Origin of the sequence: Pseudomonas sp. B21-015, from assembly GCF_024749285.1 — a bacterium.
In the GTDB taxonomy this organism is placed as follows: domain Bacteria; phylum Pseudomonadota; class Gammaproteobacteria; order Pseudomonadales; family Pseudomonadaceae; genus Aquipseudomonas.
Genome location: NZ_CP087196.1, coordinates 546,383 through 570,329, shown reverse-complemented (window position 1 = coordinate 570,329; position 23,947 = coordinate 546,383). Strand labels below are relative to the sequence as shown.

Here is a 23,947-nt window from a genome sequence, read left to right as displayed (position 1 = left end):
GGGACTCGTTGATCGTTCCCACGCTCTGCGTGGGAATGCCTCACCGGACGCTCTGCGTCCGCTTTTGAATGTGACGCGGAGCGTCACGGGCTGCATTCCCACGCAGAGCGTGGGAACGATCAGCTCACCGGCTTAGAAATCCTTGCACAACCGCAACGCGTCATAGATCGCCGCGTGGGTGTTGCGCTGGGCCACGCAGTCGCCAATGCGGAACAGCAAGTAGCCGTCGCCCGCCTGGCTCAACGAAGGTTGTGGCTTGATCGCGAACAGGGCTTCGATGTCCATCTGGCCTTTGTTGCGCGAGCCTTCCTTCAGCGCGTAGTAGATTTCTTCGTCCGGACGCACGCCGTTTTCGACGACGACCTGGTCCACCACCCGCTCCTCTTTGGCGCCGGTGTATTCGTTTTCCAGGACCGCCACCAGCTTGTCTCCTTCGCGGTAGACCTTCTCCAGCATCATGTCGCCGGTCATGATCACTTCTTTCGGGTACATGCTGCGGTAGTAAGTCGGGAACGACGTACCGCCGATGGCCACGCCCGGTTTGATGTCGTCGGTGACGATCTCGACCTGGCTGCCCTTGTCGGCGAGGAAGTCGGCCGTCGACATCCCGGTGAACTCGCAAATGGTGTCGTAGACCAGCACGTTCTTGCCCGGCGCAACCTTGCCATCGAGGATGTCCCAGCTGCTGACCACCAGGCCTTCAGCCGCGCCCCAATGCTCGTTCTGTTCCAGGAACGGATGACCGCCGACAGCGAGCACCACCACGTCCGGACGCAGGTCGAGAATGGTTGCCGCATCCGCCGCCACGCCCAGGCGCAGGTCGACTTTCAAACGCGCCAGTTCCAGCTGGAACCAACGAGTGATGCCGGCGATCTGGTCCCGTTGCGGAGCTTTCGACGCGGTGGTGATCTGCCCGCCGATGAATTCTTTCTTCTCGAACAGGGTCACGTCGTGGCCACGTTCGGCCGACACGCGAGCCGCTTCCATCCCGGCAGGGCCGGCACCGACCACCACGACTTTGCGCTTCACACCGGTCGATTTCTCGATGATGTGCGGCACGCCCATGTATTCACGGGAGGTCGCGGCGTTCTGGATGCACAAGACGTCCAGGCCCTGGTACTGACGGTCGATGCAGTAGTTGGCGCCAACGCACTGTTTGATTTGGTCGACCTGGCCCATCTTGATCTTGGCGATCAGGTGCGGGTCGGCGATGTGGGCACGGGTCATGCCGACCATGTCGACGTAACCACCTTCCAGAATACGGGTCGCCTGGTTCGGGTCCTTGATGTTCTGCGCATGCAGTACCGGAGCCTTCACCACTTCCTTGATACCGGCGGCCAAATGCAGGAATGGCTCCGGTGGATAACTCATGTTCGGAATAACGTTGGCCAGGGTGTTGTGGGTGTCGCAACCCGAGCCCACGACGCCGATGAAGTCGATCATGCCGGTGTCGTCGTAGTACTTGGCGATCTGCTTCATGTCCTCATGGCTCAGGCCATCAGGATGGAACTCGTCACCACAGATACGGATGCCGACGCAGAAGTCCGGGCCCACTTCCTTGCGCACCGCCTTGATCACTTCCAGGCCGAAACGCATGCGGTTTTCGAAGCTGCCGCCCCATTCGTCGGTACGCTTGTTAACCCGCGGGCTCCAGAACTGGTCGATCATGTGCTGGTGCACGGCGGACAGCTCGACGCCATCCAGGCCACCGGCCTTGGCCCGCGCGGCTGCGCTGGCGTAGTTGCCGATCACCCGCCAGATTTCTTCCGGTTCGATGGTTTTGCAGGTCGCGCGGTGCACCGGCTCACGGATGCCCGACGGCGACAGCAGGGTTGGCCAATGCTCGCCGTCCCAGCGCGAGCGACGGCCCATGTGGGTAATCTGGATCATGATCTTGGCGCCATGCTTGTGCATGGCGTCGGCCAGGTTCTGGAAGTGCGGAATGATCCGGTCGTCGGCCAGGTTGACCGACTTCCACCAGCCTTGCGGGCTGTCGATGGCCACGCTGGAGGAACCGCCGCAAATCGCCAGGCCGATCCCGCCCTTGGCTTTCTCTTCGTAATACTTGACGTACCGATCGGTGGTCATGCCGCCGTCGGTGGCGTAGACCTCGGCGTGCGCGGTGCTGAGCACGCGGTTGCGGATGGTCAGTTTGCCGATCTGGATCGGCTGGAACATTGCTTCGAAAGCCATGGCGGGGTCCTCGACTTACAACGGCTTGACGGTGAACAAACCGTCGTCGTGGCCTTCTTCGGAGCCACCGTAGACTTGTTCGGCGACCGTGCGGATCTTGCTGCCACGAGCGGCCAGGATCTGGTCCATGGCGCCGGCGAACCAGCCAGTGAACATGTAGTCGACCTTGCGCCCGACCTTGCCGTACACGTAGACGAATGCGGAGTGTTCGAGCTTGACGCTGGCGGTGCCTTTGTCGAGGTCGATGTCCTGGATCTTGAACAGGCCCCAGCCGCGTTGCGACAGACGCTTCATGTAGTGCTCGAACACCGCGACGCCTTCCAGGCCGTGGCATTCGGCTTCTTTTTCACACCAGTGCCAGGCGGACTTGTAGCCGGCCTTGTAGAGGATTTCGGCGTAGGCGTCGGCGCCCAGCACTTCCTCGATGCCCATGTGGTTGTTGACGAAGAAGTGACGCGGCACATACAGCATCGGCAGGGCGTCGGAGGTCCAGACACCGGTTTCGCTGTCGACTTCGATTGGCAATTGCGGGGCGATCTTGGCCATGGAAACTTAACTCCAGAAAATTCGTTGTGTTGCCCCCGGCACGGACGGCCGGGGGAAAGGATTCTTCAGATGCGGCGGCTTATTCGCCCCAAACGTCTTTCAAAACGTTGACCCAGTTCTCGCCCATGATCTTGCGCACCACACGCTCGGAATGGCCGCGTTTGAGCAGGGTCTCGGTCAGGTTCGGGAACTCGCCCACGGTGCGGATGCCCAGCGGGTTGATGATCTTGCCGAAGCTGGTCAGACGGCGGGCGTAGCCCTTGTCATGGGTCAGGTATTCGAAGAAGTCCTGGCCATGGCCCTGGGTGAAGTCGGTGCCGATGCCGATGGCGTCTTCGCCGACGATGTTCATGGTGTATTCGATGGCTTCGGCGTAATCGTCGATGGTCGAATCGATGCCCTTGGCCAGGAACGGCGCGAACATGGTCACACCGACGAAACCGCCGTGATCGGCGATGAACTTCAGTTCTTCATCGGATTTGTTGCGCGGGTGCACTTTCAGGCCCGACGGCAGGCAATGGGAGTAGCAGACCGGCTTCTTGGATTCGAGGATGACTTCTTCGGAGGTTTTCGAGCCGACGTGGGACAGGTCGCACATGACGCCAACGCGGTTCATCTCGGCGACGATTTCACGACCGAAACCCGACAGGCCGCCATCGCGCTCGTAGCAACCGGTACCCACCAGGTTCTGGGTGTTGTAGCACATCTGCACAATACCGACGCCCAACTGCTTGAAGACCTCGACATAGCCGATCTGGTCTTCGAAGGCGTGAGCATTCTGGAAGCCGAACAGGATGCCGGTCTTGCCCTGCTCCTTGGCTTTACGGATGTCGGCGGTGGTGCGCACCGGAATCACCAGGTCGCTGTTCTCGCGAATCAGCTTCTGGCTGGCGGCGATGTTGTTGACGGTGGCCTGGAAGCCCTCCCACACCGACACGGTGCAGTTGGCCGCGGTCAGGCCGCCCTTGCGCATGTCTTCGAACAGGTCGCGGTTCCACTTGGCGATAATCAGCCCGTCGATAACGATGCTGTCGGCGTGCAATTCGGCTGGGCTCATCAGGCTGTCCCCTATTAGCGATTCATGCGCCGAATCGTGTGCCGGCGCTTTGGGGCCAGCATATGCCTGAGGGACAGGGCAGCCGGGTGCAAAAACGACAGGGGAATTGCCGAAAGCGTCAATCCGCGACAAAGGGTCATCAACAGGCGTCATTGCCTACCTGTTCAAGCCCGTTCGCATGGGCCAGAATTCGCCGCATCACTGGATGTTTTACTGAATGCATGACTGGATTAAGGGGCGGCGACGCAATGAAATCGATCTTCCTGGCTTTGGCACTGATTGCGACTGGCGTACAAGCAGCTGAAGAGGCCGACGACAACCCTTGCGATGCTGTCGAAAACGAAATCCAGACCCTGGAATGCTCGGCCTACAGCAGAACCACCGCCGAACAGCTGCTAAGCGACAACTATCAGAGCCTGACCGAGCGCATGCAAACGCTTTACGGCAACAACAAGGCGCAACTGACCGACATCACCGCCAAAATCAAAACCGCGCAACAGCAATGGCTGAAAACCCGGGACGCCGATTGCGCAGTGGACGCATTTCCGGCGACCAGTGGTAGCAAAGCGTTCACCATTGCGCAAAATGATTGCGTGGCGCGCATGAGTGACGAGCGGTCGGAGTTTTTGGAGTCGATTGGGCAGGAGTGATCCTGAATCGTCCGTCGAAAGCTGGTAGCCCTCCCAGCTTTTACCTTCAATCAAGACCTTTCCCACAGGCTTCACCGAGCAAGCCTACAAGTCCCGCGGGGTAAGGGTTAAAGCAGTTTTTTCGAGCAACATCCCGATAAATTTCGTTTGTTGGCCACCTGAAAAATATAAGCAAAGATTAGCAAATCTTATAAAAGACTTATATTCTTCCATGAACAGCATTCACTGGACTCGAAAGGCCGTTAAGCAGCTCTTGAAATTGCATTCCGTTCATCAGATCCAGGTTCGTGATGCCATCACGGCGCTAGCTGGCATGCCTGATGTAGGCAACGTCAAAGCACTGGTTGGTCATGACTACGCCTATCGACTGCGAGTCGGTAGTTATCGGGTCATGTTCGACTGGGATGGCGCGATCAAAGTGGTCAGTATTCAAGAGGTCAAAAAACGCGATGAACGCACCTACTGAGATTCAAATCATCAACGACGCGGAGGGAAAACCGGCGTTCGTGGTCATTCCGTACGCGCAGTATGTGGCGCAGAAGATCGAGCCCGATCTGATCCCCCACGAAGTGGTCAGTCGCATCGTCGATGGCGCGACGCCCATTCGCGCCTGGCGCGAACACCTGAACCTTACGCAGGATGAAGTTGCCAAGCGCATGGGCATTTCCCAACCGGCTTTCGCCCAGCAGGAAACCGTCGCCAAGCCCCGCAAGGCAACCCGTGAAAAAATTGCCGCAGCTTTTGGCATCACCGCCAACCAACTAGAGTTGTAAGCTGAACGCCAGCATCAGGAAAAGGGATTGAAATGAAAATTTGCGGCATCGAAATCAAAGGCAGCGAAGCGATCATCGCCGTGGCCTCCCTCGACGGTCAGGCCCTGAGCCATGTCGAACTGAACACCAAGAAAATCGCCCTCGACGATGACGACGAAGCCGCCAACGTCAAAGTTTTCGCCGCTCAGGTCGCCTCGTTTGTTCGTGAGAACTCCATCGACCGCATCGCGATCAAGAAGCGCAGCAAGAAAGGCGAGTTCGCCGGTGGGCCGACCACGTTCAAAATCGAAGGGGTTTTCCAGTTGCTGGAAAATTGCGAGGTGACGCTGCTGTCGCCTCAGACGATCAATGCGCAGAACAAGAAGTTCGATTTTGAGCTGCCGGCCACGCTGAACAAGTATCAGCATGAGGCTTACAAGGCGGCATGCTCGGCACTGATGAAAAAGTAACTCCATTCTTGCCAACACCGAACAACTGTGGGAGCGGGCTTGCCCGCGATGACGGTGTGTCAGTCAGCATCCACATTGAATGTGTCGCCCCCATCGCGGGCAAGCCCGCTCCCACAGGTTTTTTCGGTGTCGTCAGAATTATGCCTGGGCTGTACGGCGATCCTCTCGCGGGCACCGTTCAAACCGTGCCCGATAACTGCGGGTGAAATACGACGGCGATTCAAACCCGCACGCGATGCTCACTTCCAACACACTCATGTTCGTCTGACGCAACAACTGCCGCGCCTTCTCCAGTCTTAACCGCAGATAGAAATTGCTCGGCGTGTCGTTCAGGTGCAGGCGAAACAGGCGCTCCAACTGCCGCCGGGTCACTTTGATCGATTCCGCCAGCTCCAGGGTACTCAGCGGCGGTTCGCTGTGCTGCTCCATCTCCCCGATCACCTGCACCAGTTTCTTGTTGCTGATGCCATACCGCGTGGCGACTTCCATGCGTTGGTGATCTTTGCGCGGGCGGATGCGCCCGAGTACGAATTGTTCGCTGACCTGGATTGCCAGTTCCGGGCCGTGGGCCTGGCCGATGAGGTCGAGCATCAGGTCGATAGAAGCCGTACCGCCGGCAGAGGTGATACGCCGACGGTCGATCTCGAACAGCTCCTGAGTGACGCTGAGCTGTGGATAAGACTCCTTGAACGCGTCGATGGCTTCCCAGTGCAGGGTCAGGCGATGGCCGTCGAGCAGGCCGGCTTCGGCGAGGACGAAGCTGCCGGTGTCGATGGCGCCGAGCGTCACACCTTCGTTATCCAGGCGGCGCAACCAGTGCTCCAGTGCCGGAGTGGCGAACTTCAGCGGTTCGAAACCGGCGACCACCAGCAAGGTCGCGCCTTTCTTCAGCGGCTCCAGCGCCGCATCGGCGTTGACCGACATGCCGTTACTGGCCAGCACCGCCCCGCCATCGGCACTCAACACATGCCAGCGGTACAACTCGCCGCGAAAGCGATTGGCGACCCGCAGCGGCTCGATCGCCGAGATAAAACCGATCGCCGAAAAACCCGGCATCAACAAGAAGTAGAAATCCTGGGACATGGAGCGCACTCGATGGCAGGTAGCGAGAGGGCGGGAAGCGTGTGGACGTTGATACGCCACTTGTCAGCGGCATTCAAGTGCACAGGTCGCCGCAGTGCAAGAGCTGGTCGCCGCAGTGCGTTTTCACGGGCCTTGAGCTGCGTAACTTGGCATCACCGGCGCATCAGACACCGGAACCCACAATAACGACCTGCCGAGGAACCCACCATGAAACGACTGATCAGCAGCTGTGTTCTTGCACTCAGCGGTACCGCTTTCTTGAGCGCCAGTGTCATGGCCGCCGAACCCGCCGCGTGCCAGAACGTGCGCATGGGTGTAGTGAACTGGACCGACGTGATCGCCACCAGCGCCATGACTCAGGTCCTGCTCGATGGCCTCGGCTACAACACCAAACAAACCAGCGCCTCCCAGCAAATCATCTTCGCCGGGATCCGCGACCAGCGCCTGGACTTGTTCCTCGGGTACTGGAACCCGCTGATGACCCAAACCATCACGCCGTTCGTCGCGGCCAATCAGGTCAAGGTGCTTGAGACGCCAAGCCTGAAAGACGCCCGCGCCACCCTCGCCGTACCGACTTACCTCGCCGACAAGGGCCTGAAAACCTTCGCTGATATCGCCAAGTTTGAAAAAGAACTGGGCGGCAAGATCTACGGCATCGAGCCAGGTTCGGGCGCCAACACCCAGATCAAGGCGATGATCGCCAAGAATCAATTTGGCCTGGGCAAGTTCCAGCTGGTCGAGTCTAGCGAAGCCGGCATGCTTGCGGCGGTGGATCGCGCCGTGCGGCGCAAGGAAGCCGTGGTGTTCTTCGGCTGGGCCCCGCACCCGATGAACGTCAACGTGCAAATGACTTATCTCACCGGCAGTGAAGATGCCCTCGGCCCGAACGAAGGCATGGCCACCGTGTGGACGGTCACCGCACCGAAATACGCCGAGCAATGCCCGAACATTGGTCGTTTGCTGAGCAACCTGACCTACACCGCCGAAGACGAGAGCCGGATGATGCAGCCGCTGCTCGATCACAAAGACGCGTTCGAATCGGCCAAGCAATGGCTGAAAGATCACCCGCAAGACAAGCAACGCTGGCTCGAAGGCGTGACCACCTTCGATGGCAAACCGGCCGCTGAAAACCTGAAACTGACCAGTAAATGAACCTGAAATGAATCACCGATTCGCAGCCCGACCGGGCTGCGAACGGAACCGTCACGCCCTGAGCTACACCCCAAAATCACGCCTGTAAGGAACCGCCTCATGAACCACGACGTCATCATCACCTGCGCACTCACCGGTGCTGGCGACACGACCGCCAGAAGCCCACACGTGCCGGTCACCCCGAAACAAATCGCCGCGGCCGCCGTGGAGGCCGCCAAGGCGGGCGCTACCGTGGTCCACTGCCACGTTCGCGATCCGCAAACCGGCAAGTTCAGCCGTGACGTGGCGCTGTACCGCGAAGTGATGGAGCGCATCCGCGAGGCCGACGTCGACATCATCGTCAACCTCACCGCAGGCATGGGCGGCGACCTGGAAATCGGTGCGGGAGAGAACCCGATGGAGTTCGGCCCGAACACCGACCTGGTCGGTCCGCTGACCCGTCTGGCCCACGTTGAAGAATTGCTGCCGGAAATCTGCACCCTGGATTGCGGCACCCTGAACTTCGGCGACGGCGACACCATTTACGTGTCCACCCCGGCCCAGCTGCGTGCTGGCGCCAAACGCATTCAAGAGCTGGGCGTCAAGCCTGAGCTGGAAATCTTCGACACCGGTCACCTGTGGTTCGCCAAGCAAATGATCAAGGAAGGCCTGCTCGATAACCCGCTGTTTCAGCTGTGCCTGGGCATCCCGTGGGGCGCTCCGGCCGATACCACCACCATGAAAGCCATGGTCGACAACCTGCCGGCCGACGCGGTCTGGGCCGCGTTCGGCATCGGTCGCATGCAGATGCCGATGGCTGCGCAAGCGGTGCTGCTCGGCGGCAACGTGCGGGTCGGCCTGGAAGACAACCTGTGGCTGGACAAGGGTGTATTGGCGACCAACGGCCAACTGGTCGAGCGTGCCTCGGAAATCCTCAGCCGCCTCGGCGCCCGCGTTCTGACCCCAGCTGAAGGCCGGGCAAAAATGGGCCTGACCAAGCGCGGTTAACCCCAACCTACACCTCACCTGTGGGAGCGGGCTTGCCCGCGATGACGGTAGTCCAGCCGCAGAAGATGCACTGGATGTACTGATGCCATCGCAGGCAAGCCAGCTCCCACCTGGGATCACCGAACTCTTTAGGACGACGCCATGAGCTTCATCACTGATATCAAAACCTTCGCCGCTCTGGGCAGCGGTGTCATCGGCAGCGGCTGGGTATCCCGCACCCTCGCCCACGGCCTTGATGTAGTGGCCTGGGACCCGGCGCCCGGCGCCGAAGCCGCCCTGCGCAAACGCGTCGCCAATGCCTGGGGCGCGCTGGAGAAACAAGGCCTGGCCCCCGGCGCGTCGCAGGATCGGCTGCGCTTTGTCGCCACCATCGAAGAATGCGTTCGCGATGCGGATTTCATTCAGGAAAGTGCTCCAGAACGACTGGACCTGAAACTGGAACTGCACAGCAAAATCAGCGCGGCGGCCAAGCCCAATGCCTTGATCGGTTCCAGTACGTCGGGGCTGTTGCCGAGCGAGTTCTACGAGAGTTCGACCCACCCGGAACGCTGCGTGGTCGGGCACCCGTTCAACCCGGTTTACCTGCTGCCATTGGTGGAAGTGGTCGGCGGCAAAAATACCGCGCCGGAAGCGGTTCAAGCGGCAATAAAAGTCTACGAATCCTTAGGGATGCGCCCGCTGCATGTGCGCAAGGAAGTACCTGGATTTATCGCCGACCGTTTGCTCGAAGCGCTGTGGCGTGAGGCGTTGCATCTGGTCAACGACGGTGTGGCGACCACCGCTGAAATCGACGATGCAATTCGTTTTGGCGCGGGCCTGCGCTGGTCGTTTATGGGTACTTTCCTGACGTACACCCTGGCGGGTGGCGATGCGGGCATGCGGCACTTCATGGCGCAATTCGGGCCGGCGTTGCAGTTGCCGTGGACCTACCTGCCGGCACCGGAGCTGACCGACAAATTGATCGATGACGTGGTGGATGGCACCAGCGAACAGTTGGGCACGCACAGCATTTCGGCGCTGGAGCGCTATCGTGATGATTGCTTGCTGGCGGTACTGGAAGCGGTGAAGACCACCAAGGCCAAACATGGCATGGCGTTTAGCGAATAAACCAAGTCAGGGGCCAGCAGGTCTGGCCTCATCGCGGGCAAGTCGGATCGCCGCACCGCCGCTCCCACAGGGATCTACTGGGTGGCATAAATTGTATTTACACCTCAAATCACTGTGGGAGCGGGCTTGCCCGCGATAGCGACAGCCCAGACACCACCAACGTTGGATCACTCAACCATGCCCACCCTCACCACCTACCAAACCAAAATCATCCCCGACTGGGTCGACTACAACGGCCATCTGCGCGATGCCTTCTACCTGCTGATTTTCAGCTACGCCACCGACGCGCTGATGGATCAACTGGGCATGGACAGCAACAACCGCGAAGCCAGCGGCAACTCGCTGTTCACCCTCGAGCTGCACCTCAACTATCTGCACGAAGTGAAGCTCGATGCCGACGTCGAAGTGCACACTCAGATCATCGGCCACGACCGCAAGCGTCTGCACCTCTACCACAGCCTGCATCTGGTGGGCGGTGACAAGGAGCTGGCGGGCAATGAACAAATGCTGCTGCACGTCGACCTCAACGGGCCGCGATCCGCACCGTTCAGCGAAGAAACCTTGAGCAAACTGCAGGCCATTGTCGCCGAGCAAGCCGACCTGCCCGCACCCGCCTGGATCGGCCGAGTGATTGCTTTACCCCCCGAAAAATAACAAGGAACCCGCCATGAACACCGCCGCCGCTTTTGCCGATTTCCGCACCTACCCGTTGATTAGCGCGTTGACCGCCGTGCGTACCCTGGCGGACCGAATTCAAGTGACATGGGCGGACGGTCGGGTCAGCCCTTTTCATCATCAATGGCTGCGGGACAACTGCCCGTGCCCGTTGTGCGTCTACACGGTGACCCGCGAGCAAGTGCTGGAAATCGTCGATGTCGCAGAGCACCTGACGCCTGAAAACGCCACGGTCGATGCCCAAGGTTGTCTGTGCGTCGATTGGCAGGACGGCCACCTCAGCCGCTTCGATCCGGGCTGGCTACGGGCTCACGCCTATGACGATGAGTCCCGCGCTGAACGCCAGGCCAGCAAACCGAAAGCCAGGCTTTGGCACAGCGATTTGCAACTACCAGTATTCGAATACCAGGCCCTGATGGAGAACAACGACGCCTTGCTGCAATGGCTGCTGGCCGTGCGCGATACCGGCCTGACTCAAGTGCGCGGCGTACCCACCGAGCCGGGTTCATTGAAGCTGATCGCCCAGCGGATCTCTTTCATCCGCGAGAGCAATTTCGGCGTGCTGTTCAATGTGCAATCCAAGGCCGATGCAGACAGCAATGCCTACACCGCCTTCAACCTGCCGCTGCACAGCGACCTGCCAACCCGAGAGTTGCAACCGGGGCTGCAATTTCTGCATTGTCTGGTCAATGACGCCGACGGTGGCGAGAGCATTTTCGTCGACGGTTTTGCCATCGCCGAAGCCTTGCGCGAGGAAGATCCCGAGGCGTTTCAAGCCTTGTGTGAAATCCCCGTGGAGTTCCGCAACAAGGACCGCCACAGCGACTACCGCTGCCTGGCGCCGATCATTGCCCTGGGTGCGTTCGGGCAAGTGTCGGAAATCCGCATGGCGAACTTTCTGCGTGGGCCGTTCGATGCTTCGGTGGAGCAGATGCCCAGGCTCTATCGCGCTTACCGGCGCTTCATTGCGATGACTCGCGAGGCGCGCTTCCGGGTGATGACGCGGCTCAACCACGGCGAGTTGTGGTGCTTCGACAACCGCCGCACCCTCCACGCCCGCAACGCCTTCGACCCTGCTACTGGTGCCCGGCATTTCCAGGGGTGTTATGTGGATCGTGATGAGTTGTTGTCGCGCATCCTTGTGTTGCAACGCTAGACCGAGTCATCGTTCATCGCGGGCAAGCCACGCTCCCATAGGTTATTCGCAAGTCCTGTGGGAGCGTGGCTTGCCCGCGAAAGCGTCAGCCCAATCAACACTTTCATGACTGATTCACACACGCAAAAAAAAGCCCCGATCAAGCCGTGACAGGATCGGGGCAGAGGGTACTGTTGAGGAGCTGTTGCGCGAGGGTGACCAAACCTTCGTGAAGCCAGCTGAATCCAGTGTGCCTACTCTCCCCGCTCGCAAGTTAGCCGAAAACGACCTGTTCATAGGTAATGCGGCCATTGCGACAAATCGTCCTTGCCGCCATCCCCGGCCCCTACCAGAATCGAGCCACGACACCGTTCCCTGAAGAAGGATTGCGTCATGATGCACGCCGATTTGATTGACCAGGAAGACCTGTTGGGCCAGCTAAAATCGTTGGGGTTTCAAGTGCCGAATGGCGCTACAGCCGAGCAGGCTTGCGAATGTGCAGTGCGAGGCTTGAACGATGAGCGTGCGATGACGCTGCGCACTATGGTCAAGCAGATGTACACCAGCAGCGCGACCATCCTGCCGGCCGTGCGCCAGGCCATCGACAAGCAATTGCTGCCCGCGTTGGCGGAGTATCAGCAAAGCCGTAGCGCCTGAGTACCGCCTCGCCATGATCGTTCCCACGCTCTGCGTGGGAATGCAGCCCGGGACGCTCCGCGTCCCTGCCGAAGCGGACGCAGAGCGTCCATTGAGGCATTCCCACGCAGAGCGTGGGAACGATCAGAGCATTAGAGCCTTACGCTGGCAAACGTCGACTCATTACGCGCCTGGCTCAACGCCGACAGCGGCCCGGACAACGGTGACAGCACCAAGGCTTGCGGCAGCGGCATCATCGCTACCTGCTGAGTCGTATTGGAACCTACACGTTCGTCACGCGGCGGAATGCCGAAGTATTCGCGGTAGCACTTGGAGAAGTGCGGCGTGGACACGAAACCACATACCGACGCCACTTCGATGATCGACATTGGCGTTTGCTTGAGCAGCTGCCGAGCACGGATCAGACGCAGTTTCAGGTAGTAACGCGACGGCGAGCAGTGCAGGTATTTCTGGAACAGCCGCTCCAGCTGACGACGCGACACGGCGACGTACACCGCCAGTTCGTCGAGGTCGATCGGCTCTTCGAGGTTGGCTTCCATCAGCGCGACGATTTCCTGCAACTTCGGCTGGTTGGTGCCGAGCATGTGCTTGAGCGGCACGCGCTGGTGATCCTGTTCGTTGCGGATGCGCTCGTAGACGAACATTTCCGAAATCGCTGCCGACAGCTCACGGCCGTGATCGCGGCTGATCAGGTGCAGCATCATGTCCAGCGGCGCGGTGCCGCCGGAGCTGGTGAAACGGTTACGGTCGAGGGTGAACAGCCGGGTACTCATGGCCACCCGCGGGAAAGCTTCCTGCATCGATGCCAGACATTCCCAGTGCACGCTGCAATCGAAACCGTCCAGCAGGCCGGCGCACGCCAGGGCCCAGCTGCCGGTGCAGACCGCGCCGAGACGACGGGACTGACGCGCCTGGCTTTGCAGCCACGACACGTGCTCACGGGTTACGGTGCGCTGGATGCCGATACCGCCGCAGACAATGACGGTGTCCAGGGGCGGCGCTTTGTGCATGGAGGCGTCGGGGGTGATCTGCAGACCGTCACTGGCCCAGACCTGCCCGCCATCGACAGTGAGTGTGGTCCAGCGATACAGCTCGCGGCCGGACAATTGGTTGGCCATGCGCAGGGGTTCCACTGCGGAGGCCAGAGAAATCAGCGTGAAATTGTCCAGCAGCAAAAAGCCGATGGATTGAGGCGCACGGTTCTGGGGTTGAGCCCCGGAGTTGAACGTCGTCATCGCGGTATCTCCTCACACAAAGCGGGTGATGGCCTCAGGCGGAGGCTCTTTTTATTGCCATCGTTCTCGCGTGGGAGACGGGCTTTGTAATGACAGAGCAATTGCCATGCCTAAATTGAATGCGCGTTCAATAACTCCTGAAAACGACGTCGCGATGTGTCTAAATATGACTCGTAGAGACAGGAGGTTATAAGTGTCATCAAGGGGCGCAGCGCTCTGCCCCGTTGCGTGTGAGCAAATCGGTAGCACTTGTGGGAACAGGGCTACGACGCTCCAGGAGAGAGTGTCACCGCAAGCACGGGTGACGGACGGTCAGGCTTGAATTGGATCCCTGACCGGGGCAGGCAGGCTTATCTGTTTGCGACGCTCTAAAAGGTGGCGCGTTTTGAATCGAGTGTTCACTTAGCGCGCAGTTTTGACTGGTCTGGTGTGGCGAGGGAGCTTGCTCCCGCTGGGGTGCGAAGCGGCCCTAAAATCTTTACGACTGCTGCGCAGCCGAGCGGGAGCAAGCTCCCTCGCCACAGGGTCAACTCGGTCTCAGCACTCAACTGCACTGACAGCCAACCCACCGCGCGAGGTCTCTTTATATTTGTCGTGCATGTCGGCACCGGTATCACGCATGGTGCGGATCACCCGGTCCAGCGAGATAAAGTGCTGACCGTCGCCCCGCAACGCCATCTGCGCAGCGTTGATCGCTTTCACCGCGGCAATCGCATTGCGCTCGATGCACGGCACTTGCACCAGCCCGCCCACCGGGTCGCAGGTCAGGCCGAGGTTATGTTCCAGGCCGATTTCCGCCGCGTTGCACAGTTGCTCCGGCGTGGCACCGAGAACCTCCGCCAACCCGGCCGCCGCCATGGCGCAAGCCGAACCGACTTCGCCCTGGCAACCGACTTCGGCACCGGAGATCGAGGCGTTCTTCTTGCACAGAATCCCCACCGCCGCGGCACTGAGGAAGTAATCGACCACGTTGGCGTCAGTCACTGCCTCGCTGAATTTCATAAAGTAGTGCAACACCGCCGGAATGATCCCCGCCGCACCGTTGGTCGGCGCCGTGACCATGCGCCCGCCGGCGGCATTTTCTTCGTTGACCGCCAGGGCGAACAGGTTGACCCACTCCATCGCGCTCAAGGTCGAGCCGATCACGTTGGGTTTGTTCAGTTCTTGCAGGCTACGGTGCAACTTGGCCGCGCGACGGCGCACATTGAGGCCGCCGGGCAGGATGCCTTCATGTTTGAGGCCTTGTTCCACGCAATCCTGCATGGCGCGCCAGAGTTTCATCAGGCCGCTGCGGATTTCTTCTTCGCTGCGCCAGACCTTCTCGTTGGCCATCATCAATTCGGCCACGCGCAGGTTGTGCTTCTTGCACAGGCTGAGCAGTTCGACGGCACTGGAGAAGTCGTAAGGCAGCACGGTGCGATCCAGATCCACCACGCCGCTGGAAGCCTGCGCCTGATCGACGACAAAACCGCCGCCGATGGAATAGTAGGTGTCGCGATGCAGCTCGCCGTGATCGCCTTCGGCAACCAGGGTCATGGCGTTGGGATGGAACGGCAGGTTCTCGTCGATCAGACGCATGTCCCGGGCCCAGATGAACGGGACCGACAAGCGGCCGTCGAGCAATAGCGTTTGGGTTTCACGCAGAGCCTCGATGCGAATGCCGATTTGCGACGGATCGATCGCGTCCGGCCACTCGCCCATAAGCCCCATGATCACCGCGTTGTCGCTGCCGTGACCGATGCCGGTGGCCGAGAGCGATCCATAAAGTTGAACTTCGACGCGATGTACCTGTTCCAAAAGTCCCCGCTCGCGCAAACCTTGCACGAACAGCGCCGCGGCGCGCATAGGCCCCACGGTGTGCGAACTGGAAGGGCCGATGCCGATTTTGAACAGGTCGAAAACGCTGATAGCCATTACTGCTGAACTCCTGGATGTGCCTGCTCCAGGCGCAAAAGCGCCCAGTGACGGAGCTGCTACGCTCAAGCTGCAATCCGCCGAGATGGCCGCATCATCAGGCTTTTGCCATGTCCTTCAACGTCTCACACCGACGCACTCATGTCCGCTAGCGCCGCAGGCCGCTTACGCTATGTTTTCGCCGTTTTTTTGCGGATCAGCGAAGCAAAACGGGCTGAAAAAAGCTGTAAACGACGTTACCGACACTGGATGCGACCATCCCTGTACTGGTTACGACGCACCCTGTAGGCGTCAGATTTTCACTGGTACATGATCGTATCGACTCGATTGCAAGGCGCCGTGGTAGAGCTGTCTCCAAAACGCCATCCAACCGCAACAGATAAGTGCGGTGGTCCAGTCGGAACACTGCCAAAAAAAACACCAAGGAGTCCCCCCTTATGAAAGGTTCCCCGTCGTTGTTGTTGGCCGCCATGCTGAGTCTGCCGTTCATGGCTCAAGCCGCAGAACCGGCCCAATGCAGTACCGTAAACTTCTCCGATGTCGGCTGGACGGACATTACCGCAACCACCGCGGCCACCAGCGTTGTGCTCAACGCCCTCGGTTACAAGACCAAAACCACGATGATTTCCGTGCCGGTGACCTACAAGTCCCTGGCCGACGGCAAGAACATGGACGTCTTCCTGGGTAACTGGATGCCGACCATGGAAAACGACATCAAGGCCTATCGGGATGCCGGCACCGTGGAAACCGTGCGCACCAACCTCAAAGGCGCCAAATACACCCTCGCCGTGCCGCAAGCGCTGTACGACAAAGGGCTGCATGACTTTGCCGACATCGCCAAATTCAAGAAAGAACTCGACGGCAAGATCTACGGCATCGAGCCTGGCAACGACGGCAACCGTCTGATCCAGAGCATGATCGACAAAGACGCCTTCGGTCTCAAAACCGCCGGTTTCAAAGTCGTCGAGTCCAGCGAAGCGGGCATGCTGTCGCAAGTCGACCGCGCGCAAAAACGCGACACCGCCGTGGTGTTCCTCGGCTGGGCACCGCACCCGATGAACAAGCGCTTCAAGATTCAATACTTGACCGGTGGTGATGACTTTTTCGGCCCGGACTTTGGTGCCGCCACGGTTGCGACCAACACTCGCAAGGGTTATACCGAAGAATGCAGCAACGTCGGCCAACTGCTGAAAAACCTGGAATTTACCGTCGACATGGAAAGCTCTCTGATGGGCAACATCCTGGACGACAAGATGAAGCCTGACGCGGCCGCCAAGGCCTGGCTGAAAAAGAATCCACAGGTGCTCGATACCTGGCTGGCTGGCGTAACCACCATTGACGGTAAACCTGGCCTGGAGGCTGTGAAAGCCAAGCTCGCGCAGTAATGCTTATGCCGGGCGAGTTCGCTCGCCCGGGCTGTTTATTCCCTTGCATGCGGACGTTCACTACCATGCTGATTGATCAGAAAATCCCTTTAGGCCAGTACATCGCGGGCTTCGTTGAATGGTTGACGCAACACGGCGCCAGCACCTTCGACGCCATCGCCGTGTCACTGGAAACGATGATCCACGGCGTGACTTTTGCGCTGACCTGGTTCAACCCGCTGGCATTGATCGGCCTCATCGCGCTACTGGCACACCTCATTCAACGCAAATGGGGCCTGACCGTTTTCGTCATCGCCTCCTTTCTGCTGATCCTCAATCTGGGGTACTGGCAGGAAACCATGGAAACCCTCGCCCAGGTGCTGTTCGCCACCCTGGTGTGCGTGGTCATCGGCGTGCCGTTGGGCATCGTCGCCGCGCACAAACCGATGTTCTACACACTGATGCGTCCGGTGCTCGATCTGATGCAGACCGTACCGACCTTCGTGTACCTCATTCCTACCCTGACCCTCTTCGGTCTGGGTGTGGTCCCGGGCCTGATCTCGACGGTAGTGTTCGCGATTGCCGCGCCTATCCGCCTGACCTACCTGGGCATTCGCGATGTTCCACAGGAACTGATGGACGCCGGCAAAGCCTTCGGCTGCTCGCGCCGTCAACTGCTCTCACGGATTGAACTGCCTCACGCCATGCCAAGCATCGCGGCCGGCATCACCCAGTGCATCATGCTGTCGTTGTCGATGGTGGTGATCGCGGCACTGGTGGGCGCCGACGGCCTGGGCAAACCCGTGGTCAACGCACTGAACACTGCTGATATCGCCCTGGGCTTCGAAGCCGGCCTGGCGATCGTATTGCTGGCGATCATGCTCGACCGTATCTGCAAACAACCCGACGCTAAAGTAGGGGGTGACGCATGAGCATTATTCGCTTCGAAGACGTCGACGTAATCTTCTCCAAAGACCCGCGCGAGGCGCTCAAACTCCTCGACCAGGGCATGACCCGTGACCAGATCCTGAAAAAGACCGGGCAGATTGTCGGCGTTGAAAAAGCCAGCCTGGACATCGAAAAAGGCGAAATCTGCGTACTGATGGGCCTGTCCGGCTCCGGCAAATCCAGCCTGTTGCGCTGCATCAACGGCCTCAACACCGTCAGCCGTGGCAAGTTGTTCGTCGAGCACGAAGGCAAGCAGATCGACATCGCTTCCTGCACCCCCGCGGAACTGAAAATGATGCGCACCAAGCGCATCGCGATGGTGTTCCAGAAGTTCGCCCTGATGCCTTGGCTGACGGTGCGCGAGAACATCAGCTTCGGCCTGGAAATGCAGGGTCGCCCCGAGAAAGAACGCCGCAAACTGGTGGACGAGAAGCTTGAGCTGGTGGGCCTGACCCAGTGGCGCAACAAGAAACCCGATGAGCTGTCCGGTGGTATGCAGCAACGTGTGGGCCTGGCCCGCGCGCTGGCGATGGACGCCGACATCCTGCTGATGGACGAACCGTTCTCGGCCCTCGACCCGCTGATCCGCCAAGGCCTGCAAGACGAACTGCTGGAACTGCAAAACAAGCTCAGCAAAACCATCGTGTTCGTGAGCCACGACCTCGATGAAGCCCTGAAGCTCGGCAGCCGTATCGCGATCATGAAAGACGGCCGGATCATCCAGTACAGCAAGCCGGAAGAAATCGTCCTCAACCCTGCAGACGACTACGTGCGCACCTTCGTCGCCCACACCAATCCGCTGAACGTACTGTGCGGTCGCAGCCTGATGCGCACTCTGGACAACTGCAAACGTATCAACGGTTCGGTGTGCCTCGATCCGGGCGGCGACTCGTGGCTGGACCTGGCCGAAGGCAACACCATCAAAGGTGCACGCCAGAACGGCTCGAACCTGGACCTGCAGAACTGGATACCGGGGCAAGCGGTTGAAGGTTTGGGTCGTCGGCCAACGCTGGTGGATTCCAACATCGGCATGCGCGATGCGCTGCAGATTCGCTACCAGACCGGCAACAAGCTGGTGCTGCATGACAACAACAAGGTTGTCGGGATCCTCGGTGACAGCGAGCTGTACCACGCGCTGCTCGGCAAGAACCTGGGGTAAGAGACAGCAGACACAAAAACGCCGCGAGATGATCGCGGCGTTTTTGTTAGTGCAGATATTTATCTTGGAATACTGACAACTGTGGCGAGGGAGCTTGCTCCCGCTGGGTTGCGAAGCAGCCCAAAACCCAGACACTGCGGTATTTCAGAGAGATCGCGTTATCCGGATTTGCGACTGCTGCGCAGTCGAGCGGGAGCAAGCTCCCTCGCCACAATAGAACTGCGGTGCATCACTGCACCGCATCACCTCAAGTCTCAGCTATAAACCCGGCCTAGAAGCTGCCGATGGCTTTCAAACTGATCGAGCACGTCACGGGTGATCTGATCCTGAGTGAAGCCCATCAAGTCGTAATCCTGGCTGCCGTTGTGCAGGTACACCTCGGCACGGTAGTAACGTGCGCGCGGTTCATCGGCGCTTTCAGCCGACACCGTGTCACTCGCCGCCGCCAGATAACCGTCCAGGCTCACTTCGTAGACAAAAGGGTTGCCCTCTTCCATCTCGATCCGCACGCCCATGCAGCGTTTCGACTTGCCCAGCAACGTCTGCACATCCAGACCCTGAGCACGCAATTGCACAGTCGCATCTTCCAGCGCCGGGCTGACGTGCTTGTCCATGAAACGCTGAACGATCGACTGGTTCGGTTGCAGATCCAGCTGGGTCAGACGCTCGCTGAAACCACGACGACCACGCGCCGCCAGTTCCGCTTGCTCCTGTTCGATTTGCACGTCCTGGCGCATGGCCTTGTGCAAGCCAAACATGAAGAACACCAGCACCACCGAGAACGGCAGCCCCGCCAGCACCACCATGGTTTGCATGGCTTCGAAGTTACCGGCTAACAGCAGGCCGATGGTCACCAGGGTGATCACCACCGACCAGAAAATCCGCAGCCAATGCGGTGCATCTTCGTCGACGTTGCCGCCCTTGCAGGAAAGGTTGGCCATCATCACCGCGCCGGAGTCCGCCGGGGTCAGGAACAGCACGAAACCGACAAAAATCGACACGCCGATCACGACCTTCGACGCCGGGTAATGCTCGAGCAACTGGTAGATCGCCATCGACGGCTGTTCGAGCGCCGTCTTCCCGAGTTCCACCGCCCCATGGTTCATCACCAGGTCCAGGGCCGAGTTACCGAAGATCGACAGCCATGCCAGGGTGAAGCCCAGCGGAATCAGCAGCACACCAGCCACCAGTTCACGCACCGTGCGACCCCGGGAAATACGCGCGATGAACATGCCGACGAATGGCGCCCAGGAAATCCACCAGGCCCAGTAGAACAGGGTCCACAGGCCCAACCAGCGGTCGGACTTCTCACTGTCGCCTTCATACACATAGAGGTCGAAGGTCTTCAGGACCGCACCGTTCAGGTAGTCGCCGATGTTTTGCACAAAGCCGTTGAGCAGGTGCAGGGTCGGGCCGAACAGCAGGACGAAAATCAGCAGACCGCTGAACAGCACGATGTTCAGGTTGGACAGACGGCGAATGCCGTTTTCCACGCCGGACACAGCGGCGATGGTCGCCACGGTGCTCATCACGATGATCACGATCAGCAGGTTAGTGTTGCTGTGTTCCATGCCGAACAGGTTTTCCAGCCCCGACGACACTTGCAGCGAACCGATCCCCAGGTTCGTCACCAGCCCCAGCAGGGTCACGAACATGCCGAAGCCGTCCACCGCATGACCGGCCGCGCCTTTGACCCAACGCTCGCCGACCAGCGGATACAGCGCCGAACGCAACGCCAGTGGCTGGTTATGACGATAGGCAAAGTACGCCACGGCCAGGCCGACCAGTGCGTAGATCGCCCAGCCATGCAGGCCCCAGTGCAGGAACGTCAGCTGCACCGCCTGACGTGCGGCAAGGTTACTGCCGGCCACGCCTTCCGGCGGATTGAAGTAGTGGTCCAGCGGCTCGGACGCACCGAAGTACAGCAAGGAAATGCCGATACCCGAGGAGAACAGCATCCCCGCCCAGGCGCCATAGCTGAAGTCCGGGGTATCGTCCTTGCTGCCCAGCTTGAGCTTGCCGTAGGACGAAAACGCCAGGCCAACCACAAAAACCAGGTAAGCGGCGATCACCACCATGTAATACCAGCCGAAGCTGCGGGACAACCACGCCTGGGCAATGCCGAGCATTCTACCGGCCGCTTGCGGGGCGATGATCAGAATGGCAGTTAATAGCAGGATCAACGCGGTAGAGGTGTAGAACACCCAACCGTTGACCGTCACCTTCTCGGGTGGGGTTTTTATTAGAGAGGCAGAACTCATGGCACAGATGCTCCAGGCAGTGCGAGAGAAGAACACAAGGCAACGCGTTACCCGACCAATCGGTTAGTTGGCAGCCGATCGGCGGGTGATATAAAGACACCCCGAAAAAAGCCCGAAACCCATGGAACGCCATTGCGTGTGGGTTTCGAGCATTTTTAGATGTCGTTTTTCCGCCCACTACGCGTAGGAAAAACCTGTAGGCAGCGACGAATTGTCGCAGATCTTATTCTTTGTTGATTGAACGTTCAATCAAAACAAAATAGACTGGCCCTCAACCCGGTAGGCGTATTTCGTCCACGGGAAGGCCTAAGGAGATGTGCAAGATGCCCAAGGTCGGTATGCAACCCATCCGCCGTCAGCAATTGATCGAAGCCACGTTACAGGCCGTCGATCAGGTCGGGATGGGGGACGCCAGCATTGCGCTGATCGCCCGTTTGGCCGGTGTCTCGAATGGCATCATCAGTCACTACTTTCAGGACAAGAACGGCCTGATCGCCGCCACGGCGCAGTATCTGATGAGTGTCCTCAGCGAGAACGTCACCGCGCGCCGTCAGGCGCTGGAGGACACCAGCCCACGGGCTCACCTCCAGGTGATTATCGAAGGCAACTTCGACGCCAGCCAGGTCAATGGCCCGGCAATGAAAACCTGGCTGGCCTTCTGGGCCACCAGCATGCACCACCCGTCTTTGCACAGGTTGCAGCGGATCAACGATCACCGTCTGTATTCCAACCTGTGCTGCCAGTTCCGCCGTGTGTTGCCGCTTGATCAAGCGCGCAGCGCCGCCCGCGGCCTGGCAGCCCTCATTGACGGTTTGTGGTTGCGCGGTGCGCTGTCGGGAGACGCTTTCGACACCGCGCAAGCGCACCAGATCGCTTACGAATACATGGATTTCCAATTGGCCAAGCAGGTGAGTTAGAGCACACATAATCGCTCAACCCCTGAACCGCTACCGACCGCGATGCCAATGCTATACGGCACGCCCGGTGGTCAACGCCAACCACTTAATGCACTTGCGAGGACACTATGGCCCGTTTCGAACTGCAAAAACTCTACATCGATGGCGGTTACTCCGACGCCAGCAGCGACGCCACCTTCGAAGCCATCAACCCGGCTAACGGTGAAGTCCTCGCAACCGTACAACGTGCGACCAAGGAAGACGTTGAGCGCGCTGTGCTCAGCGCCGAAAAGGGCCAGAAAATCTGGGCTGCAATGACCGCCATGGAGCGTTCGCGCATCCTGCGTCGCGCCGTGGACATCCTGCGCGAGCGCAACGATGAACTGGCCGCCCTGGAAACCCTGGACACCGGCAAGGCGTACTCCGAAACCCGTTACGTCGACATCGTCACCGGCGCTGACGTGCTGGAGTACTACGCAGGCCTGGTGCCGGCCATCGAAGGCGAGCAGATCCCGCTGCGTACCACCTCTTTCGTCTACACCCGTCGCGAGCCGCTGGGCATCGTCGCTGGTATCGGCGCGTGGAACTACCCGATCCAGATCGCCCTGTGGAAATCCGCTCCAGCCCTGGCAGCCGGTAACGCAATGATCTTCAAGCCGAGCGAAGTCACCTCGCTGACCACCCTGAAACTGGCCGAGATCTATACCGAAGCCGGCCTGCCGGCTGGCGTGTTCAACGTACTGACCGGCAGTGGCCGTGAAGTCGGCACCTGGTTGACCGAACACCCACGCATCGAAAAAGTCTCCTTCACCGGCGGCACCGACACCGGCAAGAAGGTCATGGCCAGCGCTTCCGCCTCGTCGCTCAAAGACGTGACCATGGAACTGGGCGGCAAATCCCCGCTGATCATTTTCGACGACGCCGATCTGGATCGCGCCGCCGACACCGCCATGATGGCCAACTTCTACAGCTCCGGTCAGGTCTGCACCAACGGCACTCGCGTGTTTGTACCGAGCCATCTGAAAGCCGCGTTCGAAGCCAAGATCGTTGAACGCGTTGCGCGCATTCGCGTCGGCAACCCGGAAGACGAAAACACCAATTTCGGTCCTCTGGTCAGCTTCGCCCACATGGAAAGCGTGCTGGGTTACATCGCCAAAGGTAAGGAAGAAGGTGCACGTCTGCTGTGTGGCGGCGAGCGTCTGACCGATGGCGAATTCGCCAAAGGCGCGTTCGTGGCACCGACCGTGTTCACCGACTGCACCGACGAGATGACCATCGTTCGCGAAGAGATCTTCGGCCCGGTGATGAGCATCCTGACCTACGAGACCGAAGAAGAAGTGATCCGTCGTGCCAACGACACCGAGTTCGGTTTGGCAGCTGGCGTTGTCACCAAAGACCTGAACCGCGCTCACCGCGTGATTCATCAACTGGAAGCCGGTATCTGCTGGATCAACGCCTGGGGCGAATCCGACGCCAAGATGCCGGTCGGCGGCTACAAGCAGTCGGGCGTGGGCCGTGAGAACGGCATCAGCTCGCTGAACAACTTCACACGCATCAAATCGGTACAGGTCGAACTGGGCGATTACGCCTCGGTGTTCTAAGGCGGCATTTGCTTCGCCTGCGAGATCGCCTTCGCGAGCAGGCTCGCTCCCACAGAAGACTTCATTCCAATGTGGGAGCGAGCCTGCTCGCGATCGAGTGCGAAG

22 protein-coding genes are annotated in these 23,947 nt (G+C 59.6%); 15 read left to right on the top strand and 7 right to left on the bottom strand.

The features are described 5' to 3' along the window. Positions 1-132 precede the first annotated feature (132 nt). From dgcA to LOY38_RS02565, 3 genes are all read right to left on the bottom strand, one after another. On the bottom strand, positions 133-2,193 hold the full coding sequence (gene dgcA, locus LOY38_RS02575) for a dimethylglycine demethylation protein DgcA (RefSeq protein WP_258698727.1): 2,061 nt from the start codon (positions 2,191-2,193) through the stop codon (positions 133-135). A gap of 15 nt (positions 2,194-2,208) precedes the next feature. Continuing rightward, complete coding sequence (locus LOY38_RS02570) at positions 2,209-2,739, bottom strand: DUF5943 domain-containing protein (protein WP_007926354.1); 531 nt, start codon at positions 2,737-2,739, stop codon at positions 2,209-2,211. Between the two features lie 79 nt (positions 2,740-2,818). Next, on the bottom strand, positions 2,819-3,796 hold the full coding sequence (locus LOY38_RS02565; RefSeq protein ID WP_258698726.1) for a dipeptidase: 978 nt from the start codon (positions 3,794-3,796) through the stop codon (positions 2,819-2,821). Between the two features lie 248 nt (positions 3,797-4,044). Here LOY38_RS02565 and LOY38_RS02560 point away from each other — a divergent pair, with 248 nt between their 5' ends. From LOY38_RS02560 to LOY38_RS02545, 4 genes are all read left to right on the top strand, one after another. Further along, positions 4,045-4,446 carry a lysozyme inhibitor LprI family protein gene (locus LOY38_RS02560; RefSeq protein WP_038981114.1) on the top strand — a complete coding sequence of 134 codons (402 nt, stop codon included), beginning with the start codon at positions 4,045-4,047 and terminating at the stop codon, positions 4,444-4,446. A gap of 211 nt (positions 4,447-4,657) precedes the next feature. Then, the gene (locus tag LOY38_RS02555; protein ID WP_123497261.1) at positions 4,658-4,912 is read left to right on the top strand and encodes a type II toxin-antitoxin system RelE/ParE family toxin; all 255 of its coding nucleotides are present in this window, start codon (positions 4,658-4,660) and stop codon (positions 4,910-4,912) included. Continuing rightward, on the top strand, positions 4,896-5,219 hold the full coding sequence (locus LOY38_RS02550) for a helix-turn-helix domain-containing protein (protein WP_123719627.1): 324 nt from the start codon (positions 4,896-4,898) through the stop codon (positions 5,217-5,219). Before LOY38_RS02555 ends, LOY38_RS02550 begins: the two co-directional genes overlap by 17 nt. Positions 5,220-5,251: 32 nt before the next feature. Further along, entirely contained in the window at positions 5,252-5,668 is a 417-nt protein-coding gene (locus tag LOY38_RS02545) for a DUF3010 family protein (protein WP_258698725.1), read from the top strand. 138 nt (positions 5,669-5,806) lie between these two features. Here LOY38_RS02545 and LOY38_RS02540 read toward each other — a convergent pair whose 3' ends face one another. Next, positions 5,807-6,751, bottom strand: a complete 945-nt coding sequence (locus LOY38_RS02540; RefSeq protein ID WP_258698724.1) for a GlxA family transcriptional regulator — start codon at positions 6,749-6,751, stop codon at positions 5,807-5,809. A 207-nt stretch (positions 6,752-6,958) separates the two neighbouring features. Between LOY38_RS02540 and choX the strand changes: the two genes are divergently transcribed. The 6 genes from choX to LOY38_RS02510 all read left to right on the top strand — a co-directional run bounded on the left by choX (position 6,959) and on the right by LOY38_RS02510 (position 12,464). Then, positions 6,959-7,903, top strand: coding sequence for a choline ABC transporter substrate-binding protein (gene choX, locus LOY38_RS02535; protein WP_258698723.1), 945 nt, complete (start codon positions 6,959-6,961; stop codon positions 7,901-7,903). Positions 7,904-8,002: 99 nt separating this feature from the next. Beyond that, positions 8,003-8,890, top strand: a complete 888-nt coding sequence (locus LOY38_RS02530; protein ID WP_258698722.1) for a 3-keto-5-aminohexanoate cleavage protein — start codon at positions 8,003-8,005, stop codon at positions 8,888-8,890. A gap of 141 nt (positions 8,891-9,031) precedes the next feature. Further along, complete coding sequence (locus LOY38_RS02525) at positions 9,032-9,997, top strand: L-carnitine dehydrogenase (protein ID WP_258698721.1); 966 nt, start codon at positions 9,032-9,034, stop codon at positions 9,995-9,997. A gap of 177 nt (positions 9,998-10,174) precedes the next feature. Continuing rightward, positions 10,175-10,651 carry a thioesterase family protein gene (locus tag LOY38_RS02520; protein ID WP_258698720.1) on the top strand — a complete coding sequence of 159 codons (477 nt, stop codon included), beginning with the start codon at positions 10,175-10,177 and terminating at the stop codon, positions 10,649-10,651. 13 nt (positions 10,652-10,664) lie between these two features. Continuing rightward, positions 10,665-11,828, top strand: coding sequence for a gamma-butyrobetaine dioxygenase (locus tag LOY38_RS02515; protein ID WP_258698719.1), 1,164 nt, complete (start codon positions 10,665-10,667; stop codon positions 11,826-11,828). Positions 11,829-12,200: 372 nt separating this feature from the next. After that, positions 12,201-12,464, top strand: a complete 264-nt coding sequence (locus LOY38_RS02510) for a hypothetical protein (protein ID WP_253417918.1) — start codon at positions 12,201-12,203, stop codon at positions 12,462-12,464. Positions 12,465-12,595: 131 nt separating this feature from the next. On the opposite strand, the gene LOY38_RS02505 is transcribed toward LOY38_RS02510, so the two are convergent. Both LOY38_RS02505 and LOY38_RS02500 read right to left on the bottom strand, forming a co-directional pair. After that, complete coding sequence (locus tag LOY38_RS02505; protein WP_007937970.1) at positions 12,596-13,699, bottom strand: GlxA family transcriptional regulator; 1,104 nt, start codon at positions 13,697-13,699, stop codon at positions 12,596-12,598. 537 nt (positions 13,700-14,236) lie between these two features. Continuing rightward, positions 14,237-15,613 carry an L-serine ammonia-lyase gene (locus tag LOY38_RS02500; RefSeq protein ID WP_258698718.1) on the bottom strand — a complete coding sequence of 459 codons (1,377 nt, stop codon included), beginning with the start codon at positions 15,611-15,613 and terminating at the stop codon, positions 14,237-14,239. A gap of 437 nt (positions 15,614-16,050) precedes the next feature. Between LOY38_RS02500 and LOY38_RS02495 the strand changes: the two genes are divergently transcribed. From LOY38_RS02495 to choV, 3 genes are all read left to right on the top strand, one after another. After that, positions 16,051-16,998 (top strand): choline ABC transporter substrate-binding protein, encoded by a 948-nt coding sequence (locus LOY38_RS02495; protein ID WP_258698717.1) that lies wholly within the window; start codon positions 16,051-16,053, stop codon positions 16,996-16,998. A gap of 65 nt (positions 16,999-17,063) precedes the next feature. Beyond that, a complete protein-coding gene (gene choW, locus LOY38_RS02490; protein WP_258698716.1) occupies positions 17,064-17,909 on the top strand; it encodes a choline ABC transporter permease subunit in 846 nt (281 codons plus the stop codon). Beyond that, entirely contained in the window at positions 17,906-19,084 is a 1,179-nt protein-coding gene (choV, locus tag LOY38_RS02485; protein WP_258698715.1) for a choline ABC transporter ATP-binding protein, read from the top strand. The genes choW and choV overlap by 4 nt, the downstream gene beginning before the upstream one ends. A 254-nt stretch (positions 19,085-19,338) precedes the next feature. On the opposite strand, the gene LOY38_RS02480 is transcribed toward choV, so the two are convergent. Beyond that, positions 19,339-21,288 (bottom strand): BCCT family transporter, encoded by a 1,950-nt coding sequence (locus LOY38_RS02480; RefSeq protein ID WP_258700645.1) that lies wholly within the window; start codon positions 21,286-21,288, stop codon positions 19,339-19,341. Between the two features lie 380 nt (positions 21,289-21,668). On the opposite strand from LOY38_RS02480, the gene betI reads away from it, so the two are divergent. Both betI and betB read left to right on the top strand, forming a co-directional pair. After that, the gene (gene betI, locus LOY38_RS02475; RefSeq protein WP_258698714.1) at positions 21,669-22,262 is read left to right on the top strand and encodes a transcriptional regulator BetI; all 594 of its coding nucleotides are present in this window, start codon (positions 21,669-21,671) and stop codon (positions 22,260-22,262) included. A 107-nt stretch (positions 22,263-22,369) separates the two neighbouring features. Beyond that, positions 22,370-23,842 (top strand): betaine-aldehyde dehydrogenase, encoded by a 1,473-nt coding sequence (betB, locus tag LOY38_RS02470; RefSeq protein ID WP_258698713.1) that lies wholly within the window; start codon positions 22,370-22,372, stop codon positions 23,840-23,842. Positions 23,843-23,947: the final 105 nt, after the last annotated feature.